The 22,172-nt window shown below is 63.1% G+C and carries 20 protein-coding genes; 16 read left to right on the plus strand and 4 right to left on the minus strand.

The window, feature by feature from the left end; all coding sequences use genetic code 11:
- Window positions 1-7 precede the first annotated feature (7 nt).
- The 12 genes from AC5LXK_RS37370 (at window position 8) to AC5LXK_RS37425 (ending at window position 17,315) form a co-directional block, all read left to right on the plus strand.
- Complete coding sequence (locus AC5LXK_RS37370; protein WP_053092626.1) at window positions 8-2,227, plus strand: type IV secretory system conjugative DNA transfer family protein; 2,220 nt, start codon at window positions 8-10, stop codon at window positions 2,225-2,227.
- Window positions 2,220-6,863, plus strand: a complete 4,644-nt coding sequence (locus AC5LXK_RS37375; RefSeq protein ID WP_049036535.1) for a DUF5710 domain-containing protein — start codon at window positions 2,220-2,222, stop codon at window positions 6,861-6,863. The genes AC5LXK_RS37370 and AC5LXK_RS37375 overlap by 8 nt, the downstream gene beginning before the upstream one ends.
- Complete coding sequence (locus tag AC5LXK_RS37380; protein ID WP_049036533.1) at window positions 6,860-7,276, plus strand: hypothetical protein; 417 nt, start codon at window positions 6,860-6,862, stop codon at window positions 7,274-7,276. The genes AC5LXK_RS37375 and AC5LXK_RS37380 overlap by 4 nt, the downstream gene beginning before the upstream one ends.
- 2 nt (window positions 7,277-7,278) lie before the next feature.
- Window positions 7,279-8,040: a StbB family protein gene (gene stbB, locus AC5LXK_RS37385; RefSeq protein WP_049036532.1), complete on the plus strand. Its 762-nt coding sequence runs from the start codon at window positions 7,279-7,281 to the stop codon at window positions 8,038-8,040.
- Window positions 8,037-8,588, plus strand: a complete 552-nt coding sequence (locus AC5LXK_RS37390) for a hypothetical protein (RefSeq protein WP_137910205.1) — start codon at window positions 8,037-8,039, stop codon at window positions 8,586-8,588. The genes stbB and AC5LXK_RS37390 overlap by 4 nt, the downstream gene beginning before the upstream one ends.
- Window positions 8,486-9,838 (plus strand): DUF1173 domain-containing protein, encoded by a 1,353-nt coding sequence (locus tag AC5LXK_RS37395; RefSeq protein WP_176290400.1) that lies wholly within the window; start codon window positions 8,486-8,488, stop codon window positions 9,836-9,838. Before AC5LXK_RS37390 ends, AC5LXK_RS37395 begins: the two co-directional genes overlap by 103 nt.
- Complete coding sequence (locus AC5LXK_RS37400; protein ID WP_049036527.1) at window positions 9,835-10,359, plus strand: PH domain-containing protein; 525 nt, start codon at window positions 9,835-9,837, stop codon at window positions 10,357-10,359. The genes AC5LXK_RS37395 and AC5LXK_RS37400 overlap by 4 nt, the downstream gene beginning before the upstream one ends.
- 87 nt (window positions 10,360-10,446) lie before the next feature.
- Window positions 10,447-11,178 carry a hypothetical protein gene (locus AC5LXK_RS37405; RefSeq protein ID WP_049036524.1) on the plus strand — a complete coding sequence of 244 codons (732 nt, stop codon included), beginning with the start codon at window positions 10,447-10,449 and terminating at the stop codon, window positions 11,176-11,178.
- A gap of 15 nt (window positions 11,179-11,193) precedes the next feature.
- A complete protein-coding gene (locus tag AC5LXK_RS37410; protein WP_122174096.1) occupies window positions 11,194-11,598 on the plus strand; it encodes a plasmid mobilization protein in 405 nt (134 codons plus the stop codon).
- Window positions 11,599-11,600: 2 nt separating this feature from the next.
- Window positions 11,601-14,315 (plus strand): LPD7 domain-containing protein, encoded by a 2,715-nt coding sequence (locus AC5LXK_RS37415; RefSeq protein ID WP_049036522.1) that lies wholly within the window; start codon window positions 11,601-11,603, stop codon window positions 14,313-14,315.
- 694 nt (window positions 14,316-15,009) lie between these two features.
- A complete protein-coding gene (locus AC5LXK_RS37420; RefSeq protein ID WP_224755978.1) occupies window positions 15,010-15,834 on the plus strand; it encodes a Crp/Fnr family transcriptional regulator in 825 nt (274 codons plus the stop codon).
- Window positions 15,835-16,649: 815 nt separating this feature from the next.
- The gene (locus tag AC5LXK_RS37425) at window positions 16,650-17,315 is read left to right on the plus strand and encodes a hypothetical protein (RefSeq protein WP_122174098.1); all 666 of its coding nucleotides are present in this window, start codon (window positions 16,650-16,652) and stop codon (window positions 17,313-17,315) included.
- Between the two features lie 105 nt (window positions 17,316-17,420).
- Here AC5LXK_RS37425 and AC5LXK_RS37430 read toward each other — a convergent pair whose 3' ends face one another.
- Window positions 17,421-19,454, minus strand: coding sequence for a ParB/RepB/Spo0J family partition protein (locus tag AC5LXK_RS37430; protein ID WP_049036547.1), 2,034 nt, complete (start codon window positions 19,452-19,454; stop codon window positions 17,421-17,423).
- A 120-nt stretch (window positions 19,455-19,574) separates the two neighbouring features.
- Here AC5LXK_RS37430 and AC5LXK_RS37435 point away from each other — a divergent pair, with 120 nt between their 5' ends.
- From AC5LXK_RS37435 to AC5LXK_RS37450, 4 genes are all read left to right on the plus strand, one after another.
- Window positions 19,575-20,045, plus strand: a complete 471-nt coding sequence (locus AC5LXK_RS37435; RefSeq protein WP_232036352.1) for an antirestriction protein — start codon at window positions 19,575-19,577, stop codon at window positions 20,043-20,045.
- Window positions 20,046-20,057: 12 nt separating this feature from the next.
- Complete coding sequence (locus tag AC5LXK_RS37440) at window positions 20,058-20,249, plus strand: hypothetical protein (protein WP_089464342.1); 192 nt, start codon at window positions 20,058-20,060, stop codon at window positions 20,247-20,249.
- Between the two features lie 55 nt (window positions 20,250-20,304).
- Window positions 20,305-20,517, plus strand: a complete 213-nt coding sequence (locus AC5LXK_RS37445) for a DUF3717 domain-containing protein (RefSeq protein WP_049036517.1) — start codon at window positions 20,305-20,307, stop codon at window positions 20,515-20,517.
- A gap of 383 nt (window positions 20,518-20,900) precedes the next feature.
- Window positions 20,901-21,173 (plus strand): helix-turn-helix domain-containing protein, encoded by a 273-nt coding sequence (locus tag AC5LXK_RS37450; RefSeq protein WP_089464343.1) that lies wholly within the window; start codon window positions 20,901-20,903, stop codon window positions 21,171-21,173.
- 66 nt (window positions 21,174-21,239) lie between these two features.
- Here AC5LXK_RS37450 and AC5LXK_RS37455 read toward each other — a convergent pair whose 3' ends face one another.
- The 3 genes from AC5LXK_RS37455 to AC5LXK_RS37465 are packed head-to-tail and all read right to left on the minus strand — an operon-like array spanning window position 21,240 to window position 22,163.
- Entirely contained in the window at window positions 21,240-21,425 is a 186-nt protein-coding gene (locus AC5LXK_RS37455) for a DUF6900 domain-containing protein (RefSeq protein WP_049036515.1), read from the minus strand.
- Complete coding sequence (locus tag AC5LXK_RS37460; RefSeq protein ID WP_049036514.1) at window positions 21,422-21,601, minus strand: hypothetical protein; 180 nt, start codon at window positions 21,599-21,601, stop codon at window positions 21,422-21,424. The genes AC5LXK_RS37455 and AC5LXK_RS37460 overlap by 4 nt, the downstream gene beginning before the upstream one ends.
- Window positions 21,602-21,656: 55 nt before the next feature.
- Window positions 21,657-22,163 (minus strand): hypothetical protein, encoded by a 507-nt coding sequence (locus AC5LXK_RS37465; RefSeq protein ID WP_049036512.1) that lies wholly within the window; start codon window positions 22,161-22,163, stop codon window positions 21,657-21,659.
- Window positions 22,164-22,172: the final 9 nt, after the last annotated feature.

A 22,172-nucleotide genomic window follows, 5' to 3' on the forward strand; every position in this document is an offset into this window, starting at 1 on the left:
GCTTCGTATGAAATCCCTCGTCGGCTGGTTGCTCGTAGTGTTCGGCGGCTTGGCCATGTTAGCCGCCCTCGTTGTTGCCGGTCAGTACGCCGGCGCGAAGCTGTTTGTGCAACTGCAGGATCTGCCGGCGTCGATCGTCGGCGTGTGGACTTTGCTCGATTACTGGGAGGCTTACGGGCACATCGGCAAGGTGCGGCTTGCACTTTTGCCTGCATCGTTTGTGGCTGCGCTCGTTCCGTTGCTGCCGCTTGTCGTCGTGGCTCTGTCGTTCGCGATCAAGCGACCCAAGCGGGAACTGCACGGTAGTGCACGTTTTGCCAAGCGCAATGAGATTCGCAAGGCTGGGCTGCTGGACGAAGCCGAGGGGCGGGTCAAAAAGGGGCGTCGCCACTATCCGTCGATTATCGTCGGCCGGCTGCCGAGCGGCAAACCGGGTAGACCAGACTACAGCCCGCGTTATCTGACGTTCATCGGTCAGCAGTTCGTGATGCTGGCGGCACCGACGCGCAGTGGTAAGGGCGTTGCCGTTGTGATCCCGAATTTGCTCACCTATCCGGACTCGATCATCGTGCTCGACATCAAGGGCGAGAACTACGACGTGACGTCCCAGTATCGCAAGAACTGCGGACAGGCTGTTTATCGGTGGGCGCCGTTCGATGAGAGCGGTTTTACGCACGCGTGGAACCCGCTTGTGAAGATTGCGAAACTTCCTCCGCATATCCGAATCGGCCGCCTGCAGATGATCGCGGCGCGTCTGTACCACTCGCCAGATGCACGCAACAAATTCTTCTACGACAGCGCGGCTGATCTGTTTTTGGGCGTCGCACTGTACCTGATGGAGACCAAGAAAGAGGAAGCCTGGACGTTCGGCGAGGTCTTGCGCGAAGCGGTACCGATTCGCCCGGACGTGACGCTGCGCGCGCACGTGATCGACATGATGGAGCGCGATCGAGATGGCGAGCCGCTGTCGGGGGATTGCCTGGGTGCGCTTGCGCGCCTGTTATCGGCCCCGGACGAGACGATGGGCAATATCTCGAAGACCTTCATGGCGGGCCTGACACTGTTCGCGAACCCGATCGTTGATGCGGCGACGAGCCGATGCGATTTTGATGTTGCCGACGTGCGACGCGTGCCGATGTCGATTTACCTGGTGCTGCCGGCCGCGAAGTTGTCGATCGCTGGTCTGCTCGCCAACTTGTTTTTCACGCAGTGGATCGAGGACAACCTCGACGAATTGCCAGAAGCGAACCCGGAGCTGAAGTATCAGTGTCTGGGCATTCTCGACGAGGCCCCGGCGGTCGGCAAGATCGAGATACTCGACAAGGCGAACGCCTTCATCGCGGGCTACAGCATCCGTCTGCTGACGATCCTGCAATCGAAGTCACAGGGCGAAGCGCCTGACGCATACGGTGTACATGGGATGCGGACGCTGGTGACCAACCATGCGCTGAAAGTTATCTACCCGCCTCGCGATACGCATGATTCTAAGGAAATGTCCGAGACGCTTGGCTACCTGACCGAGAAAGCGAAGTCGACGAGCCGAACGCGTGGGCGCAGCTCCTCATCGGGCGAGAACACATCGGACCAGAAGCGCAACCTGATGTACGCCCAGGAGCTTGAAATCATGCCGCAGTCCGAGGAAATGATTCTCGGTGTGGGGCTGCCGATTCATTGTGAGAAGGCGTTCTATTACGAAGACCGTCTGTTCATCGACCGTCTGCGCTCGGTGTGTTCGTTGCTGGGCGAAGTGGGTGACAAGAAGCTGCCGACCGAGGCCGAGTTGACCGAGGCTCGGGTATCGGGGCAGCTGCGCTACCAGGGCATCGAAATTATCAAGATCGCTGAGATCCACGCCAAGCGTTCGGCGCGGATCGCCGCGGCAGTGCGCGCGTCGCGCCAAGCGGGCGCATCGCCCATCACCGCGAAGGAACGGCTCGCGCTCGACCAGGCGGTGCCGTCCGGGTTTTCGTTGCAGAAGGTGCGCGAACAGATGCTCGACAGTCTGTTCGCGATCGGTGAGCCGATCGATGACGATCTGCGGCGAATGTTTGCGGATGCCATCGCAGGGAACACCGGCATTGCACTCGGCATGGGGTTGGTCGGACCGGATTCCACCGCGAGCGAAGCTCCGGCGGGTCACGCAGCGGATTCAGGACGGCAGGGCAACGTAACGGAACACGCGCCGGCAGGCGCACCGACGACGACGGAGGCGTATCACCATGAGTAACGAATGGCAAGGTAACAAGCGCGATGCCATCTTGCGCGAATTCGAGGCCGCCACACGCGAGCACGGCTTGATCCTGAATGGCCCGGCGGAGGCGGACGGAGAGTTTCATCGCGTGTCTGTCGAGGGCGACAAGCCCGGCAAGCAAAGTGGTTCGTACAGGCTCTTTCTCGACGGCGCTCCGCGCGGGTTTATCCAGAACTACCGCGAAGGTGGTGGGCTGAATTGGCGGCCGAGCGATGCAGCCAAGTTTACGTTGACGGCCGAAGAGCGATCGGCCGACGCGCAACGCCAGCGCGACCGTGCGGCCGAGCGTGCGGCGAAGCACGACGAGCGTGCGGCATGGGTGGCGGAAGAATGGCGCAGATTGCCTATCGCCTCAGATGATCATGCGTATCTGGCTCGCAAGGGCGTGGTCAATCATGGGTTGAAGCACGATCGGCATGGCAATCTCGTGATGCCGCTTGTCGATATCGACGGCAGGCTCTGGAGCGTGCAGCGCATCAGTCCCGATGGCAACAAGCTTTTTACCAAGGACGGCCGCACGCTCGCGTGCTTCAGTCCAGTGGGAGCGGACGATCCGCAGAAGCCGATCGTGATTGCCGAAGGGTACGCGACGTCGGCAAGCCTGTACGAGATTACGGGTCTGCCGGTGGTCTGCGCGCTGAACGCCGGGAACCTGCAGCCGGTGGCGGAGGCTTTCCGCCAGAAATATCCCGACCGGCCGATCCTGATCGCGGGCGATAACGACCATCTGAAAGAATCGTCCGGCAAGCCGAACGTCGGTAAGGACGCGTCGTTTGCGACGGCTGAGGTTGTTGGTGGCCACGTGCTGCTGCCGGCATTTGCGCCGGATGATGGCGGTACCGACTGGAACGATCTGGCAGCCTCGCGCGGGCGCGACGCGGTGCGCGAGCAGGTCGAGGCGCTGCTGACGACGCTGTCGATTGCGATGCCGGCAGCGCCGGATCTGTCGGTGCGCCCCTCCCCGTTCGAGCCGGCCGGGGCCGCGGCGTCGCGCGTGCCGGATGGTCGCACGTACCTTGTCGTCCCTTACAAGGAACGTGAAGATGCGAATGCATTGGGTGCGAAGTGGGATCGCGCGCGCAAGCAGTGGTATGTGCCGCGCGATGTTGACCTTGCGGCATTTGATCGGTGGCCACGCGCAGATGTGACCGTTCCCGCCGGCGAGCCAAACCAGGCACCGGTGACGTCGGCAGTAGCGGTGCCGCAGGCCAGCGAACCGAGCGTGACCGCCGAACCAGCATCAACGGCGCCGGCGCAACGGGTTCAGCCAAATCAGCCGCAGCCGCCGCGAGATGAGCAACTGGGCCGAGCATTTCGGGCCGCGCTGCAGTCCATCGCCGCCTCAACGAACGTGCGCGGTGACGAAGTCACGCGCACGATCGCGCTGGATACGAAGGTCGAGGCGGTGTATCACGACGCCTGGCGGCGCACCGGTTCGGCCGGCGCGGGCGATCGCGCGGTGGGCGAGATGATTCGCACGAGGCAGGGTTTTGCCGCCGAGCCGATGCCGGCACAGGCGGCCGCCGCATTCGAGAAGATCCGCACCGAGTTCGGATTGGCGGTGCCGGCACCTGAGCCGGGCACGGAGCCGGCCGCGCAAGTAACTCCTGCGTCTACGCCGGCATCCAGCGAAGCGGCGATCGAGGATCAGCCTGCAGCGCCAGAGTCGACATATGTCATGCCGGATTGGGCGGCCGAGCAGATGCAGTTCTGGCGAAATTTGTCGGATAGTCGTGGTTTGACGGAGCGCATCGAGCGGGAATTCGCTGTCGGAAAAACGCTCCGCGAGGTCGAACGTGCGTTGGGCGACGACATCGTGTTCGTGTCGGCCGAAGAGCGTGGCGTCATGTTGAGCAATGTGCGCTTGTCGCTAGGCATTCCGTCCCGTATGTCCGAAGAGGGGGCGCAGGAATTTATTGCGTGGAAGCAGGCGTACGACGCACGGCAGGCGGAACGCCAGGGCGTGCCGAACAATGTCGATTCGGTTCGCGAGCCGTCGACGGGTGATGCCCAGAACAGCGACGCGACGATGTGGGACGTGGCCGACGATACCGCCGCTGTCATTGGATCGAACACCGGGCCGCGTCAGGAACATGACGAGCAAGCAGTGTCGACCGTACTCGTCGCCCCGGCGATCGGTCAGCCGATCGGGCAAACACGGCTGGATCATGTGCGTCGCGAACAGGCGGCCGCCGACAATGATCTGCCGCTGTCGATGGAAGAGCCTGTGCACCATAACGACATCCGTGTAGGCACTACGGAACTGTTCGACCGGCTTGGCATACAGCACGATCCGCGCCTGCCGCTTGCGATGGCGGTATCTGATGTGCAGTGGCGCATCCGTAATGCGTTGACCGGCCGCGAAGCGCCGCTCGATAGCGAAACACGTGCGCAGACGGTTGAGTGGCTGAAGTGGCTGGGCGAGAACCGTGATCCGGGCGTGCGCAATAGCGCATTGCGTGTCGCGCTCGCGCTCGGCCGGCATGACGATCTGTTCGGCGATGCGGCGCAACCCAATCCGTTTGAAAGCACGAACCTCGCGAGTGCCTACCACATGGGGCGCGCGCGCGAAGTGCTCGGGGCGGAGCGTGCGACTCCGGATCTCGCCGCGAATCGGCAGCGCTTCGAGCCAATGTTCGAGATGCTGAATGTGAACGGTGAGCCGGGTCGGTCGCTCGTCGACGTGCTGGAACAGATCCAGCGACGCGTGGAGGTCGGCGCGGAGCGCTGGCCACTCGATGAGATCGCCCGCGAGCAACTCAGTGCCTGGGTCACGTGGGCGCACCGCACGGCCCGCGACCCAGCGGTGCTCGATGCAGCACTGTTGGTCGCGCACACGATGGGGCAATACGACAACGCCAAATTCGTGAACGACGTGCCGTTCCGGGATGCGGCGCTGCTGGATGCGTACTGGAATGGCTGGGAAAGCGTCAAGTGGACGAAGGACGGGGGCTGGACGACGGACCCTGCGAGTAGGGGTGAACAACGGCCGATGCCGGCCCTGAGCGAACGACCGGAGCCGCGTTGGAGCGGTCCCGACGTGACGGCGAGCAATGGTCTGGCGGTTGCCGATTCGCAGCGCGCTCCGGTGCAGACGGTCGGCGATACACAGGTCGCAGGCGACACGGTGTCGCCGAAACCGTCTGCGAACGAACCCAGCGCTAAGAATCCCGCGAACCAACCAACCAAACCGGTCGGTGAGCGTGTCGCTCCGGCAGATCTCGAACGCGTGCGCCAGGTTCGCAGTGCTGAAGGGGATGCGGCACGCGCAACGCTCGATGAGGCGCGTGTGCAGCAGCGGTCGGTCGCGGATGAGGCGGCTCGCAAGACAGAAGAACTGACGAGCCGCCTGAAAGCGAAGCCGTTCGGCACGCCGGCCGGGGCGGCAGACGCACCGCAAACCCGTCCTGCACGCAATCGCGAACCGAACGAAATTGAGATCGGTGAGGGGGTTGAGCGAAAACCGATATTGACGTCGACCGGCTACGACGTGCCGTCCTCGATCGCGGAACGCTATGTCGTGAAGGATGGACAGTTCTGGAAGCCGAACGTCAGGGATCCGGGGGCGCCGGGCAACGACGTACCGCACTTTGAGGACAAGGGGGTACGGCTCACGTCACACGCTAACGATCGCGGCACGCTTGCCGACATGATTGCGATCGTGCAGGCGAAAAATTTTACGTCGATCACGCTCAAGGGCGATCCGGATTTCCGGCGCAATGGGTGGCTCGAGGCGAAGCTTGCTGGTGGCATCGAGGTCAAGGGGTACAAGCCGTCAGACAGCGATCATGCGCTGCTTGAAGCGGCCCGGCGCGAGCAGGCACGCCAGCGCGATGCATTGACGATTCGCAAGGGCGATTCACCTGCACCTGCAGTCGAGAAGGTGGCACCGAGTGATTCGTTGGCGGCCACGCCGGTGGCCAAGGCAGTAAATCAACGGGCGGATGCGGCAACCACTGCGCCAGACGCCGCACCGAAGACCGAAGCAAAGCCGGTCGACACGATGTCGGGCGAGCTGCTCGAACACGGGAGTGCCCGGTATCAGCACAAGCCGGACGCGTCTCATTCGTACTTCGTGCGGTATCGAGACGAAGCGGGTGACGAGCGCACGGTCTGGGGCGTCGATCTCAAACGGGCAATGAACGATTCCGGCGCGCAGGTCGGCGATACCGTGTCGCTGAAGAATTTGGGTGAGACGCCTGTCGTGGTCCAGGAGCCGGTGCGCGACGCGGCGGGCAAGGTGATCCGCCTGGAGTCGAAAGAGGCGCTTCGAAACGCGTGGGAAGTGACGCGTTTGGACCCGGTTGAACCCGACCGTACCCCCGCCCCCATGCCGCAGACGGTTGGCCAGTTGCGCGAGCAGTTCGAGAAGTCGCTCGCGGGATACCCATCGCGTACCCGCGAGGAAATGCTGAACCGTTTCGATACAAGCCTGAAGGTGGCGCTCGAGGTCGAGCGCAAGGTGGCGAGCGGTGAGCTGAAGGCGGGCGAGGCAGGGGGCGCGATTGACGCGGGTTTTGCGGACTTGAAAAAGCAATGGAGCGCACCTGCGCCGAAACAAGCGCCGGCACATGCACCCGGTATGAAGCAAGCACCGAAGGTGGGGCTGTGAGCACGATGCGTCGCCGTCATTTTCCCCACTTGCCGCACAACGCGGCGTTCTTTGCGCGCGCGCGCGTGACGGTGCCCGGCTGGCTTCGTCTGCATACGTCACGTCGCGCGCGATGGATCGACGTGTGCCAGCTGGCGGATGCGATGACCGACCCGTTCGTGGCGGCGCTTGCATCGCGGCTGCCGCATCTGTCGTCGGACATCGAAGCGCGCGTGTCGATTTCGCTCGGTGCGACGTTCACGATGTTCCGTGGCGAGGCGCATGTTCTTGATACGAGTTTGCGGGTGCTTGACCAACCGGTTTGGCGCTTGTCGACCACCGGCGCGTTCGTGTGCGAGGCCGCGAAGGGCGAGCCCGTTCTGTTGGTATATACGCCGCCTGTTCGGCGCGGCGACCTGGACGAAAGAGGATAACGATGACCCCGAGTATTGCGGTAGTGAACTGTTCCGGCAACGTTGGCAAGACGATGGTTACGCGCGAGCTGCTTGCGCCGCGTCTGCCCGACTTGAGCGTGATGCAGGTGGAATCGATTAACGCAGATGAAGCGGCGGTGGCCGTTGGCGGGCGTGATAAATCGGGTCCGGAGACCATGATCGCAGCACAGTTCGACGTGCTGCACGAAGCGCTGATGCTTGGGCAGGCGCTGATCGTGGACATTGGCGCGTCGAATGTCGAGGAATACCTGAAGCGTCTTGACGAGTCCGCCGGCGCGCACGAGGACTACGGATTCTTCGTGGTGCCGGTTGTGCCGGCACGCAAGCAGCTGCATGACACGTTCAAGACGATCGAGTTGCTGGCCGACCTGGGCGTCGAGCCCGACCGGATCAGGGTTGTGTTCAACCAGGTCGAAGCGCTGCGTAACGAATCCGATGAGGCGGCGATTGCTCGCGCGTTCGGCCCGCTGATCGATATCTATCGCGTGAATCGCAGTTTCCGGCTCGATATGGCCGCCGCGATCCCGAAGAGCGACGCATTTCCAATCGCGGCCGAACTCGGTACGACCCTGCACGCGATTAACCAGGACGATACGGACTACAAGCTCGGACTCGCGCAATTGACCGATCGGGCCGAAGCGGTGCGCCGCACGCGCTTGATTAGCCTGAAGCGTAAGTCGCAGTCGATCGCACCCAAACTCGATGCGGCATTCGCGGCTATTTCATCCGGGAGCTTTGCATGAATGCCCCGCTTCCAGGCGGCTTGAACGCCGTCAAGATCGCGACTGATCACGCATCACGTCAACCTCCTGGTGAAGCAGTCGGCAAGGATGGCATGTTGTCGCTCGACGGCGTGAAGCAAACGCTGCTCGCGCTGTCGGCGAGTCCCGAGTTGCGTGAGGCTGCGGTGGCCGATCTGGTGATCGATCTGGCAAAGGTCGTTGACAGCCTCAATCATGTCGAGAAGCTGATTCGTGCGACCGACGAGCAGCTGACCGGCCGGCTGGAAGAAATTCGCCAGGCCGCCGAGCAGTTCGTGGCGGAGGCGGTTCGGCACGAAGCTTCGTTCAAGGGCGAACTTGCGGTGAAGGCGGCGCAGCTGGCGCGACGTGAAGCGACCGAGGCGGTAGCGGCGGAGCTGATCAAGCTGCAGCAGATGATCGCGCTGCAGAATCGGCCGCGCACGTCGTGGCGCACGATCGGCATGACGGTCGCGCTGACGGCCGCCGTCACGATCATGCTGGTCGGCACTGCGATCACCAGTTTTCGTCACGTGATAGGAGGCCCATGATGCATGCATACCGTTTCGGTTCCGCACAGGTCGCGGCTGATGCCAGCGATCTGCAGCGCCATCTCGCCACCGCATACAAGGGTAAGCAACGGCCGCTCTGCGCCTGTCAGCCGGACGGCGTGCCGATGTACATCGCAAAGCTGGAGGATCACTACGTCATCAAGCGCATGCCGGACAGCGGCGCGAAGCACGCACCAGAGTGCCCGTCCTACGAGCCGCCGGCGGAATTGTCCGGCCGTGGTGCCGTGCTCGGCCAGGCCGTCCAGGACGACGGCGAGGCGACGAACCTGCGGCTGGATTTCAGCTTGACGAAATCCAGCGGCAAGAGCGCGCCCGAGGCGACCGGGCGCGAGAGCGACTCGGTGCGCACGGACGGCGCGAAGCTGACGCTGCGCGGGCTGCTGCACTACCTGTGGGACGAAGCCGGGTTGAATCGCTGGTCACCGGCGATGGAGAACAAGCGTAGCTGGGCGCTGGTTCGGCGCGAGCTGCTGTCGGCGGTGCTTGGCAAGACCGCAAAGAAAGCACCGCTCGGCCAGCAGATGTTCATTCCGGAGACCTGGTCACTCGATCGTGATGCCGATCTGACTGCGCGACGTATCACTGCGATGGCGGCGCTCGCGAAGGTCGGCAAGACGCGACCGATGATGATCGCGATCGGCGAGGTGAAGGAGATTACGCCGACACGCGCCGGCGCGAAGCTGGTTGCGAAACACCTGGCGAATTTCCCGTTCATGCTTGACGGGGATCTGCATCGGCGCTTCATGAAACGGTTCGCGAATGCGATCGCGCTGTGGGATGGCGTGGAGGGTGCACACCTGATTTTCATCGCGACGTTCGGGCTCGAATCGACGGGCCTCGCAACGGTATCGACCCTGTCGGCGATGGTCGTGACGGACCGCTGGATTCCGTTCGAAGACATGTACGACAAGGCGTTGCTCGACGCGCTGACGAGTGGTCGACGACGCTTCGTGAAGAGCTTGCGCTACAACCTGGCGGAGAACCAGACGCTCGCGTGTGCGGTGCTGACCGATTGCGACGTGCCGACTGCGCTGTATGTGCTGACACCTGGCGCGCCGGCTGAATCCAGCGAGACACTCGAGGCGGTGATTGCGGAGAGCGCGGTGCCTGCATGGGTATGGGATGCGGACGATCCGATGCAGCCGCTGCCATCGCCGAAGGGGGCGATCAAGGCTTTGCCGTCGCCGGCGACAGAAGGAATAGCGAGTGATGTGGGGGCGACGTCATGAAGCCGACGTTTGACCCGTCGAGGTCGCCTGCGGTGTCGCCGCCGTGGTTCGAGGCGTCACCAGTCTGGACGGTGAATCTCCCGCTGATCGTGAATTGGGCGATCGCCGAGGTTGTCCTGTTGCTGCTGGTCGCCGGCGCCGCAGCGGTGACGAATTTTTGGTGGGTGTTTGCGCTCGTGCTGTTCGTGCCGATCGGCGCCGTCCTGCAGGCGATCGCACAAACGCGCGCGACACGCTTCGTGATCGACGCATCACGTGTGACCGTCACGCGTGGGCTCGTGATGCGGGAAACGATCAGCGTCGAGCTCGCGCGCGTGCAGAACATACAGGCGCTTGCTCTGTGGTGGCAGGAGCGCATGGGTTTCGGCAGCCTGCGCTTCGAGACGAGCGACATGTATCACCCGGTGTGGGTGCTGCATGGCATCCCCGATGCCGTTGTATGGCGCGACTACCTGACCAGGTACACGGTGGCGCTGCGCGAGGCACGTGGGATACGCGATGTGAACATCGGGCGGCTTTGAGCGGACGGAGAGCTGTGCATGCCGCGAGACATTGCGGAATCGAACAACACTTGCCCGGATCCGGGCAAGCTTTTCCGAGGATCAACCATGACTACCGATAAGAGCTGCGCTGATGTGCTGACGGACTTGGATCCGAACAAGACGAGCGCCGAGCAGGGCCTGTATCGCAAGTTCGACGTGCGCCGTATCGACGGTAGCGACCAGCCTGGCGGCAAGCACCACGATAGCGAGTATTTCGTACTCGACCTGAAGCATGACCTGCACGCGCGGGCAGCGCTCCGGGCGTATGCAGCCGTGTGCGCAATGACGCATCCGCATCTTTCTGCTGACCTTATTGCGCGCTACGGGCTCGGATCTGTCGCGCAGCATGAAGCAGTGCCGGCCGACAATTTCAATGACGATACAAACAGCCTGATCCGCTCGATCCTGTGGCTGCTTGAAATGGACGCTGCTGGTTTTCTTGTGTCGCACGTATTCGTCGAACACGGTCGCAAACTGCTGGACGCGGCGGCTGGGAGACTTGCCGCCCTGCCACCGCACAATCCGGGGCCGACGCAGCCGAGGCAGTTTGTTGCACAGTCAGTCGCGAAAGCTGACGAGCTCCTCGCCCCGCTAACGGCGCAAGCAGCACTCGCGGCGATCGAAACCTTCGAGATCGTCGGCGAAAACAATCTGTCGCGCGAGCCGAACAGCGAAGATCGCTTCATCCTGACTGAGTTCATCGCGCATGTGTTCGACGGCTACGCTGTCCAGCAGCCGGCGGACGACGACAGCCGGCGCATGCCGTCCGGCGGTTGTGACGATATTGCATCAACCTGATTGCTACTGACAGCGATGAGCAACGATGATCTGAAGGCCGTGTCGGAAGCGCCGCCGAAACGAGGTCGACGCCCGGCAAAGGATGCGTTGGGATCGCCGATCAGCACGCGTCTCACCGACGCGGAGCGCAAGGTATTCGCGGAGAAGGTGGCCGCCTCGGGCCTCAGTCAATCCGAATTTTTGCGCGAATGTGTGCTGACGAACCGCACGCAGATCGTGGCTCGTCCGCCGGCAAGTGTCGATCGCAAGCGGGTCGTGTTCGTGGTCAACAAGACGGGCAACAACCTGAATCAGCTGGCGCACGTCGCGAATCATGCGCGGCTCGCAGGAACCCTGCGTGAAGATTTGTTCGATGCGTTGATGGACGAGCTGCAGCTGATCACGCAGTTGTTGAAAGCTCATCTGCAGCGGGTGGACTGACTATGCTGATCCGTGTTTCGGGCCATCACGACGGCGTCAAGCAATATCTCGAAGACGGGCGCAAGGTTGGACGCGAGTTCAGCCGCGACGAGATGGATGAGCGCGTGGTGCTCGATGGCGATCTCGATCTGACGGAATCGGTCTATCGGATGATCGACGCGGCACCGAATGTCGATCGCTACCTGACGATCACCCTGAGCTTCAAGGAAGACCATATCGATCGCGAGACGCTCGATGCGGTCGTGCGCGATTTCAAGGCGTTCGTGTTTGCCGCCTATCGACCGGATGAACTGAATTTTTATGCGGAGGCGCACCTGCCGCGCGTGAAAAGCTACGTCGACGAGAAGACCGGGACGCTGGTCGAGCGCAAGCCGCACATTCACGTCGTGATCCCGAAGTTGAACTTGATCTCGGGGCAGAGTGCGCGCCCGTTTGGCTTCGACAAGCTGAACCTCGACTACTTCGATGCAATCCAGGAGCACTTGAACGCGAAGTACGGGCTGGCTAGCCCGAAGGATAACCGCCGCACGGAATTCAGCGACGCGTCCGAGATGCTGAGTCGGTACCGCGGCGACCTGTTTCGAGCGGATAGCCGGCAACTCAAGGAGCGAATCCTCGACGGGATGCTTGACCGGCGCGTCGAGCGTATCGATGACTTCATGGCGCTACTCGCCGAGCACGGCGCAGTCCGCGTGCGCAACGTCGGACGTGAGGACGCGTATCCGAACGTGAAGCCGGCCGGCGCCGAGAAGGGCGTGAACCTAAAGGATTACGTGTTCTCGCGCGAGTTCATCGAACTGCCGACCGACGAGAAGCTCCTGCAGCTGGCGGCCGACGCGGCCGAGCACTACATCGAACGGCAGCCTGCGCGAGCGACACCCGAAGACATCCAGGCGCGCCTGGACGAATGGATGGCCGAGCGCGCGCGGGAAGTGAAATATCTCAATAGCGGCAACACGCTTCAATGGCAGCGTTATCAGCAGTCGTCGTCGGGTGATCGTCGCCTGATGCTCGACGCGCTGGAGCGCGGTTTCTATGCACAGCACCTGAAGGAGTTTCATGATGACACCAGCGGATTCGGACGACTCGAGCCCGACGACATCGACCGGACATTCGATACCCCATTCAACAGCGACGACGGATGGGGTAGTCCCGACGTCGGGCCGACCTTCGACGGACCCGGCGGCCCCGGATTCGATCCCGGACCGTCCGGTGCCGATCCAGCCCCCGCCTTTGATGCCGACGAGTTTGGCGCTTGGTCAGGTGAACCGGAGTTTGTGGCCGAACCCGTCGACGCTGTGCGAGCGCTGTCCGGCGGCGATCTGGTCGGCGTCGACGAAGGACGCCCAGTGCTTCTGCCAGATCCTGCGCACGAACACGTGGACGACGCTGGCGCCGTATCCACGTATCGCCTGCGACGGGTTCGCGATCGCGATCGAGAAATTGCGCCAGAAAGAAGCCGCACAGGCCGGGTAGCGGACAGTGCGATCTCGCAGGCCGCGCGCGACGCGCGTGAAGCACGCCGGCAGCGCGCGGGTAAGGGCGAATTCGCGGAGATACGGCAGCAGCTGAATGCCGACCGACTTCTGGCCGAGCTGTCGCACTCGCACGGCGTGTTGCCGCAGAAATACGTGGTCACGGTCGGCAGCGACGGCGGTGCCCGGATCCGTGCCGGCCGGCGCAATCTGAACGTGTCCGACTTCCTCACGAAAGAGTTGAATCTGTCGTGGAACGAGGCCGCGCCGCTGCTGCGAGAAAGCTACGCACGTCAGCGAGCGGGCGAGCCGATTCCGCGCACGCGCGAATTGCCGCGCACCGTGCTATGGCGCGAGTTCGCGGCGGAGCGCGACGCGCACGCACGGGCTCGTCGCGCGGCTTGGGCGGCCCAGAAGGATCACGAGCACGCACGACGTGCGGCGATCGCCGGCGAGCTCGCCGAGCGCCGCACGCAGATTCGATACGCGTCGCAGATGCGCCAGCCCGAGCGGCGCCAGGCACTCGCGGCCGCGCGCCTAACGCGTGCCGCGGCCGATACGGCGCTTGCCGCGCAGATCCGCCTCGAGCGCGACGTCTTGAAGGCGCGGTACGGCGCTGCGACCGCACCGACGTTCACCGGCTGGCTGCAGCAGCGCGCGCAGGGTGGCGACGAGCGCGCGCTCGCCGAGCTGCGCCGCACGGGCAAGCCCAGCCATGCGGACCCGACGTCGACCAATACGCCGGTCAATACGATTCGGCCTGGCACGCCGGCTGTGCATGAGGACAACGCAATCCTGTTTCATGGACCGGAGCTGTCGTTGTCGGTCGACGAGGGCGGCAGCGTCAGCTATCGCCGCGATGGTCAGACGCTCGTTGTGGATCGTGGTGACGCCGTCGACGTGCTGCAGGTCGATCGCGCGGCGATCGAGACAGGCCTGCGGCTCGCGCAGATGAAGTTCGGCCGCACGCTCGAGCTCGACGGCAATGAAGTTTTTCGGCAAGCGGCGATCGAGGTGGCGGCCGCAGCCGGCTTGTCGGTGCAGTTCGGCGACACGCAGCTGAATCGTGCGTTGGCGGACGCGCGCTCGTCGCGGGTCGATCGGCAACTGGCCGACGTGCGTGAATCGCTCGGCGTGCGCGATGACGTGTCGCGTCCGGCGGCGCCAGCGCAGCCGGCACCTGCGACAGCGCCGCAACCTGGTCCGGCGACCGACCCGAAGCCGCGAGGGCCACGGGTATGACGATGCAAAATCAGTACAACAAGGGAGTATGGATGCGCCAAGTCTGGCAAAACGCGATGGTGAACGCGTGCAACCGCGAAATACTCACCGGAATACCTTCCGGTGCGGTCGGTGAAACGGTAGAATCGGAAAAATTTTTGTCACGAACCGTCGTAGAGGAGCGCTTAGCGCACGAAAAAACGGCCGCACAAAAGAAAACCCCCTGCTGGAAACAGGGGGCTTGTCTTGATGACGCTCTTACAGCCAACCGGAGAAGAGGCCATCCCGTAGGAAGGATGACCAGATTCTACCCAGAACCGGTCGGCTGTCAAGCGTCATCTGTGCAAACTCGTCTTTTTAAAATGAGAACCAGATGATGCGATTGACCGAGCGCGGGGCATGGCCCCGCTATGCGCGGGGCGCCGCGAGATCCCTCGCGCCCGCACCTTTCGGTGCGACCCCAAATAAGCTTTCCTCGCGGTTCGTGGCGATAATCCCGAGCCGTCGAACCTTCCCGCCCACCGGCGGGATGCACCGGCCGCCGGCCGGACTGGAGCGCGGATCCGCTTAAGGCCGCGCCGTGGATTTCTCCTTCGCCGCATCGCTGCCGCCTGATCCATCCGATCAGGCTGGCGTGGCCGCGTCCGTCGACGCCACGTCCGAACAGGATCTGTTCGGTGGCATCCTCGCGGCCGCGCGTGGCGCGCACGCAGGGTTGCGAGCGCAGGGCGCCGGCCTGAAGGGTGCACCGAAGCCGGCGGCGGCGTTGCCGGAGCGGGTCTGGCCGGAAGACATCCCGCACCCGGCGCCGGCGAGCGCGCCGAAGTTGCTGCGCGAACTGAAGATGCGGCTCGGCCGCTACCTCGACACGCCGCAGGCGTGGTTGCCGCGCTTGAACATCGCGAACGGCAGTGCGCGCCAGCAGCGCAGCGAGCGGCGCATCGCGTGTGTGCAGCTGATGCGCGCGCTGATCAAGTTCTGCGATCTCGTGACGCTACGCGTGGCGGTGCCCGGCAAGGACGGTTGGATCGACTTCACGCTGCCGTACCTGGCCGAGCAAGCGGGCCTGTCGCTGCGCCGTACCGAGCGCGCACTGCATGATCTGATCCGCGCCCGGCTGGTCAAGAGCCGTCCGCAGTGTGAGGTGCAGGAAAGCGAGCAGGGCGTGCGCTACCGCGGCTTCGCCGCAATCAAATACCTGACGCCGGCGATCTTCGAGCAGTTCGGCCTCGGCAAGTGGTTGACGCACGAGCGCACGCGCGCGCACCTGCGCGCGCAGCGCCGGCGGGACGCGCAACGCAAACGCGATCGCAAGGCCAGCGTCGCGGCCGTACAGCACGGCGAGCAGCTGGCAGAACAACTCAAGAATATCCAGTCACGCGTCAAGCAGCGTGCGCTGGCCACCGATGTCGGCCGCCAGGCCGAGCTCGAGCGCGCGATTCATCTGCGCATGGGCGAGCTGAAGATGCAGCACCCGGATTGGGATCGCGATCGCTGCTACCGGGTCGCGCGACAGCAGTTGGCGCCACCCGGCGACTAGGCAAACCTCCACCCATAGACAGTCACCTATCGCGCAAGCGAGGGTGGCGCTCGTCCGCGCACAGAATTTCGAGCGATTTCCGCCGTGGTCGCGCGCGATTTTCCCTCGCCGCGCCCGGTTTTGCCGCACCGCTGCGGCCGCGCGTGCAGGTGTGTGTGGATAACTCATATTAATTGTCGGGTCGAATCGCATTTAAGTGTCGGGACTTAACCAGAAGCTTTCTCTGACTACCCCATATCGACCGGCGGCTATGCCGCCGCGTCACGCGGGCTTCGCCCGCTTGCATGGATCAACCCCTCGAACCACAACCTACACCCTCCGGCAGGCACTAAGCCGCTGACGGCCTAAGGCCGCCACCGGCTAAGTGCGCGACAAAAGATTTCGGGCCGCGTCCAAGGCCGCACCCCGAAATCAGCGCGCGCTGTGAGCGCCTGATTGCCCGCACATCTTCTCGTACCACCACCGCCCCATTGTCTACAGAGAGGGGGGCGATCCGCGCGTCCTGGTTCACTGTCGCGCCGTTACCACGGCGCGTCCGCTGTCCCGCGGGCGAAGCCCGCCGGGTTTCCAAAGGGGCTTTGCCCCTTTGGGCACGGATATGTGGGCGGAAACGTTAGTTTCCGTCTACATATCTATCGTGCCTGCGGACGCCGCCCTTCGGTTGGGGTGGTTTCAAAACCTAACATCCCCCGTCCCACACTGTCGATTTGCTACTCATTCCGCCGACACCCTCCGGAATACGAAGCTTTTCAAACGTTGACTAACGTTTTGCTGTGGTTCTACGATCTGAGGATCACCCCTCACGGTTGATTCACATGACCACCCTCACGCTTTCTCAAGACCTGCTCGGCCTTGCCACCGGAACAGATCACCGCTCCAAGATGGCGCGATTTCGCGAGATGTTCGATCAGGTCCGCGTCGCGCTCGATGCGGGCGTGCGTCATCTCGCTATCCGCGATGTGCTGGCGAGGCATGGCCTCGAACTGAGTGTGACGACGCTCGATGTGATGATTTCGCGGGTGCGCCGTGAACGGGCGATTCCGCTGCCGCGCGATGCACGGCAGGGCGCGGCCCGGCCCACATCGTCGGGGCCAGCACCGACACCGCCTGCCGCCTCTGCGACGCCAGCAACCGTGGAAATGGAATCGACCGCCCCGGCGCAAACGGGCGTGGTCGAGCCTGCGCGGTCGGTGCCGCCACCTCAAACGCTTGAGGAGATGGCCGTCGCCCACCTCAAGCCGAAGGTGTCGCTACCGGACGACTGGCGCACCGGAGCGCTGACCTACGAACAGCGCAAAACGTTGACGCCAGTGCAGCGCCAGGAACGCGAACGCGCCATGCAGGCAAGGTTCTTGGCAAACCCATTGGCGGGATGGAAACCGGGTCAACCGCTTCCGCCGCTGACGCCGGATCCAAGCGCCGCGCGTGATGGGGAAGTGGGGAGCGCCACGCCTGACGATTCCGAAACAGGTACGGCGTAGGCGTCGGGCAGTAGGTAGCGCAAAAAAGCCGCACCGGCCATGATGGCGCGGGCGGCTCGGTCGTGGTGAGGCTTCGCCCGGATCGTGTCCGGGCGGCAGCGCTACTTACGCGGTTTCGGCTTCTTCATCTTCCGGCGGCATTTCATCGTCGTCGCCTTCTACGTCGTCGTCATCGTCGGTTGCTTGCCAGATTTCCGGATGCTCGCGGTTGCGCAGCACCTCGGGCAACCATCCGGTTTCCGATACCGCGCGTTCGGCCGCGCCGACCAGTTCGGCCTTTTTCAGCTTTTCGAGCGACGCGGCCGTTTCCGTCGTGGTGGCTTCCTTCACCACGTCAAGAATGCGTGCCTTCGGCACGTGCTGGAAGTAGCTCGCCCCGGTCGCCTTCCAGTACGACCGGTAATCGACGTTCAGCACATCAGCCAAGCGGTTGACGACGTGCGGGGCGTCGCCGTGGCTCACGCCGTCCACCGTGGCCGCGACGCAGAACGCGAACAGGTCGCGCAACGTGTCGCCGGTCTGTGCCATCAACCAGCCGAACAGGTCGCCGTTCGCTTCCTTCGTGATACGTGCACGCCAGAATTCGGAGCGCTCGTCGTAGGCGATCCATGCCGGGCTATTCGTCATGTCATCCGCAACGTTCACCAGCTTCTTCGATGACGATTCAGATTGGATGCTGAGCATGCCGAGCGTACCGCGTCCGAAATGACCGGGCAAAACGTCCGGCACCATCCGGGCCAGCAGCGTGACCAGCGCGATTTCCGGGCGGCGGCTCAGTTCAAGTCGCACGATGGCGGTGCGGTGCGCCGTTAAGCGAGCGCACAGGCTTTCGCTGTGCAGCGGCTTGACCTGTTCGGGGGCCTGCGCCGCCCGTCGCAGTGCGCCGGGCGCTTGTGCGCCGAGCGCCTGACCGGCTGCCTTCATGTCGGCATGCTTCACCAAGCCGACCTGAACGAACAAATCGCCACTTTGCGATACCGCGATGTACACGCCGGACACGGCTTTCTGTTCGGCCGTCCATTCGCTGGCACGTTCATCGAACGCTTCGAGCGCTTCCTCGGCCGCTTGATGTTCGGCTTCGAGTGCGTCGGCGTCGATCGACTCGTCGTCGCTGTCGTAGGCGGCTTCGAGCGCTTCGCTCGCGCGGGTCACGCGCGCATCGAGTGCGTCACGTTCCGCTTGCTCGTCGGCGCTCAAAGCACGCGTTCCAGCGCTCAGGCGCGTACACGCATAGATGGTTTCGTAGTTGGTTTTCAGGTCGGCTTCCACCCATGACCAACCCTCGGCGCGCAGCGCATCGGCCGCCTCATCCAGCTTCGCGCGAACCAGACCGTTCAGGATGTCCGGGCTTACCAGATAGCCGCCGCCCGTGTCCGAAAACAGGTCACGGCGCACCTCGCCACCCGCTGCCTCGTATGCCTCGACGCCGACAAACCGGGCCAGCGCGTTTTCGCTCGACACTTCCTCGCGCGTGATGATTTCGCGCAGCTTCGCCGGTGCCTGCATCCATGCCGGGCCATCCTGTACTTCGGCCCAGATGCGCTCTTGTTCGGCTGGATCGGGGCAGAGCGCGAGCGCTTGCAACTGGCCGAGTTCAATCTCGTCCTGGCGGAACGCTTCGAAAAGCTTCGGCGACACGTGCGCCAGTTTCAACCGCCGTTGCACCGTCAGCACGGAAACAGAAAACACCTCGGCAATGTGTTCGGGCGTGCGCCCGTCTGCGTGCAAGTCACGGATGCCTTCGCACACGTCCGCAAGGTGCATGTCTTCGCGCGCCGTGTTCTCCATCAGCGACATAAGCCGCGCCTCAGCATCCGTCACGATCACGACGTTGATCGGCGCGTCGGCCGACGCTTCGCGGCGCTCGACCAGCAGCCCATAACCGGCCTTGCGGCGACGGCCCGCACAAACGCCGTAGCTCACCTTATTACCTTGCTTGGCCTTCACTTCGTGAACGATGAGGTTCTGCATGATGCCGCCCGCGCTCTTGATCGACTGGGCCATGCCTTCGATGTTCTGCGGCTCGCCGCGCCGCACGTTGAACGGTGAATCGATCAGCGCCGAAAACGGCACGGTGGTTGCTGCACGGCTACCGACGATCAGGTCGACTACGGCTTGCTGTTTCTGCTTTGCACTCACTGTCGTTACTCCCGAATTCGGCCAAGCGGGATGCTCGGCCATGGTTTAAATATATGCCTTAAAGGCATTATAGTCAACAAAAAAATCTTGAATATAATGCCTTTAAGGCATATACTATTTTTGTGGCCGGGCATCCCGCTTGGCCGAATCCGGGAGTTATCCATGTCTCAAGCTGAAGCACTGCAAACCGACGCACCGATTCAATCCTCGCTCGTCATCGAGGAGCACCGTCTGCGGTTCTTGCCGAAGCATTTCGGCCCGTCGTACCTGCGTGGCGAAAACCTGCTCTATGCGTGGGCGCGCCGACTGTCGCCGGAATACTCGGGCGGTCACTGGCTGTTCTTCGAGCTGGATAACGGCGGGTTTTATGCCGCGCCTGCGAATGAAGGTGAGCTGTACGTCTGCTTCAATGAGAACAGCTACGAGGGGCACATGGGGGCGGAAGCATTCGGGATCGTCGTCACGTTGTACGTGCTGTGCCGACTGTCGCACGACGACCGCACTGGGCGATTCACGAATGCCTATCATGCGCTGCGCCGCTTCGCCGTGCAGCATCCCGAACAGCGCGAAATCTTCCGCGCAATCGACTAAGGGGACCGCGCCATGCAACAGCAACGTTTCAAGGTCGTCGTAAAGTGCCGTGAATTTCCTGTCACGGTTGATTGTTTCGTGCCTGCCCTGTCGGTTACGCACGCGGGCGTGGTGGCCGATGAATGCGCCACGCGTCACGGGCTGTCCGGCGTCGAGGTGATCGATGTCCAGCGCGACGAACAGCCGCGCGCCGACGTGAACTGATAACGTGACGCTCTAACGACAAGGCGCTCCGGCTGCAAGGCCGGGGCGAGCACGTATGGAATTCACCCTGAATGATTTGGAATCCGCGATCAACCATTGGCGCGAGCGTTACCCGTCCGACGACGGCATGACGGTGTGCCGACAGGCCCGCATTCTGGTCGCACCGTACACGTTGATGTTTCTGGAGAAACGCGAACGGGTCGCGGCGTCCGAATTGACGGCCGATCAGATCGACGCGGTGCGCGGCGCATTGGCCGCGCTGCGGTAATGCCGATGGGATAATAGGGGCATAGCCGCCCCTTATCTCTCGCTGTGCTGTGCGCTTGCCGCGATGGTCGGCCGGACCTCCCTTCTTGCAAGCTAGGGGCGTCAGGCACGAGCACGCTTCGCGCGCGCCGCGCGCCCGGATTGAGGGACACGGGGACCCGCGCCGGCATTGTCCGGCGTGGGGAGAGGCCCGACCCGTAGCGAAGCGAAGGGTCAATCCGGTGAGGCGTTGACGGACCGATGGCGGGGTTGTCAAGCCAGGTATGCGATCGCAGTGCGATCGCAGTGCGATCGCATACCTGGCGTGATTCCTCCGGCGCGAAGCGCTGGGGGCTGGATGCTCAGTGGCATCCGATCCAACGCGTTTGACATGCAGAGAAACCTATGACGACCTACACTATTGAAATTCGGCGTGAATGCTTGCAGCCGGCGCGATTCTGGGCCCAGCCAAAAGGAATCGAAGTAAAGGAGATACTCCGGCGAACGGGTATGACACCGCAAGATGCTTCGGAATACTTGGGAATATCCACTAACAGCAATGGACGCACTGTGCGCAAGTGGATGTCCGAAGAAGCACCGATTCCGTATTCGGCCTGGGCGCTCCTGTGCGATGCGGCTGGCATCGACCCATTTTGGCGTGCGGATCCAGACAAGTGATAGACGGCCGCTCGATGCGGCCGTCTATCACTTTGCGGGCACCGGCGACGCCGGCGCAGTAGTTGATTAATCGCGCGGCTTGAGGCGGATTTTTCTCCCTGCCTCGTATGCTGCCGCTAACGCCTCGCGCACGGTCCAAACCGCGACGCTATGGAAGTCAAGGCGATCGGATTTCTGCTCCTGCAGGGTCGAGATAAAAAGATGCTCGCGCGCGATCGCCTCGAGTAGCGTTTCGAATTCTGCGTGGGTCATCGCGCGGTCCTCCGTACATCTTGACCGAGTTCGAACGCCTCGCGCAGCGCGTTCAATAGCTCGGCGACGCTCACGGTAAGCGTGTCATCGGAGCGAGGCGCCGGGCTGTCCAGGCGCGACGCGAAGTGATGATCGAGTACGGCACACATCAGGTGCTGGATATAGAAAAGTTGCATGGTGTTTGCCTTGTTCGGATGCCGGCCGCGGTGAGCGGCCGGCCGTTCAATCGGGTCAGTGGAATCGCACGGCGCCGTCATGCTGCGCAAGTGCGAACGCGACATACCAGTTGCGATAGAGCTCGGCGAACAAGGGATTGCTTTCGCCATCGACCAGGTGCATGAATCGCGAAAAGTCGTTGGCCAGCTTGCGCGAAGTACGTGGCCCGATCGTGCCCATCGTGGTTGAGAAGTCGATCAGTTCCTTGAACATGCCTTCCGTTTCGACGATCGCGCCGTTCGTGTGGCAGATCTTCTCGCTGCCGAGGGGAATCGCCGGATAGTTCGCCAGTTCGGCGAGCTGCTCGCGGAAAATCTCATGCGTGATGTACGTACCGACGTTGAACTCAAACGCATTGCGGTAGCGAAACACGCGGGCGATATCGAGGCCGTCTGCGCGTTGCGGAAAGCGCGGCGCCCAATAGAAACGCACCGTGAATACGTCAATCGGCTCGCGGTTGCCGTCGAGTCGCGGCGCGTCGATCGCTTCCAGGCCGCAATAGGCTGTGATGGTCAGTCCCATGATGGTTCT

The sequence above is a fragment of the Burkholderia pulmonis genome, from assembly GCF_984667975.1.

Excerpts from the sequence above, each read along its gene's own strand:
- AC5LXK_RS37370 (WP_053092626.1), top strand. The coding sequence starts at position 8 with ATGAAATCCCTCGTCGGCTGGTTGCTCGTAGTGTTCGGCGGCTTGGCC.
- AC5LXK_RS37375 (WP_049036535.1), top strand. The coding sequence starts at position 2,220 with ATGAGTAACGAATGGCAAGGTAACAAGCGCGATGCCATCTTGCGCGAA.
- stbB (WP_049036532.1), top strand. The coding sequence starts at position 7,279 with ATGACCCCGAGTATTGCGGTAGTGAACTGTTCCGGCAACGTTGGCAAG.
- AC5LXK_RS37390 (WP_137910205.1), top strand. The coding sequence starts at position 8,037 with ATGAATGCCCCGCTTCCAGGCGGCTTGAACGCCGTCAAGATCGCGACT.
- AC5LXK_RS37400 (WP_049036527.1), top strand. The coding sequence starts at position 9,835 with ATGAAGCCGACGTTTGACCCGTCGAGGTCGCCTGCGGTGTCGCCGCCG.
- AC5LXK_RS37405 (WP_049036524.1), top strand. The coding sequence starts at position 10,447 with ATGACTACCGATAAGAGCTGCGCTGATGTGCTGACGGACTTGGATCCG.
- AC5LXK_RS37410 (WP_122174096.1), top strand. The coding sequence starts at position 11,194 with ATGAGCAACGATGATCTGAAGGCCGTGTCGGAAGCGCCGCCGAAACGA.
- AC5LXK_RS37415 (WP_049036522.1), top strand. The coding sequence starts at position 11,601 with ATGCTGATCCGTGTTTCGGGCCATCACGACGGCGTCAAGCAATATCTC.
- AC5LXK_RS37425 (WP_122174098.1), top strand. The coding sequence starts at position 16,650 with ATGACCACCCTCACGCTTTCTCAAGACCTGCTCGGCCTTGCCACCGGA.
- AC5LXK_RS37440 (WP_089464342.1), top strand. The coding sequence starts at position 20,058 with ATGCAACAGCAACGTTTCAAGGTCGTCGTAAAGTGCCGTGAATTTCCT.
- AC5LXK_RS37445 (WP_049036517.1), top strand. The coding sequence starts at position 20,305 with ATGGAATTCACCCTGAATGATTTGGAATCCGCGATCAACCATTGGCGC.
- AC5LXK_RS37450 (WP_089464343.1), top strand. The coding sequence starts at position 20,901 with ATGACGACCTACACTATTGAAATTCGGCGTGAATGCTTGCAGCCGGCG.
- AC5LXK_RS37455 (WP_049036515.1), bottom strand. The coding sequence starts at position 21,425 with ATGACCCACGCAGAATTCGAAACGCTACTCGAGGCGATCGCGCGCGAG.
- AC5LXK_RS37460 (WP_049036514.1), bottom strand. The coding sequence starts at position 21,601 with ATGCAACTTTTCTATATCCAGCACCTGATGTGTGCCGTACTCGATCAT.
- AC5LXK_RS37465 (WP_049036512.1), bottom strand. The coding sequence starts at position 22,163 with ATGGGACTGACCATCACAGCCTATTGCGGCCTGGAAGCGATCGACGCG.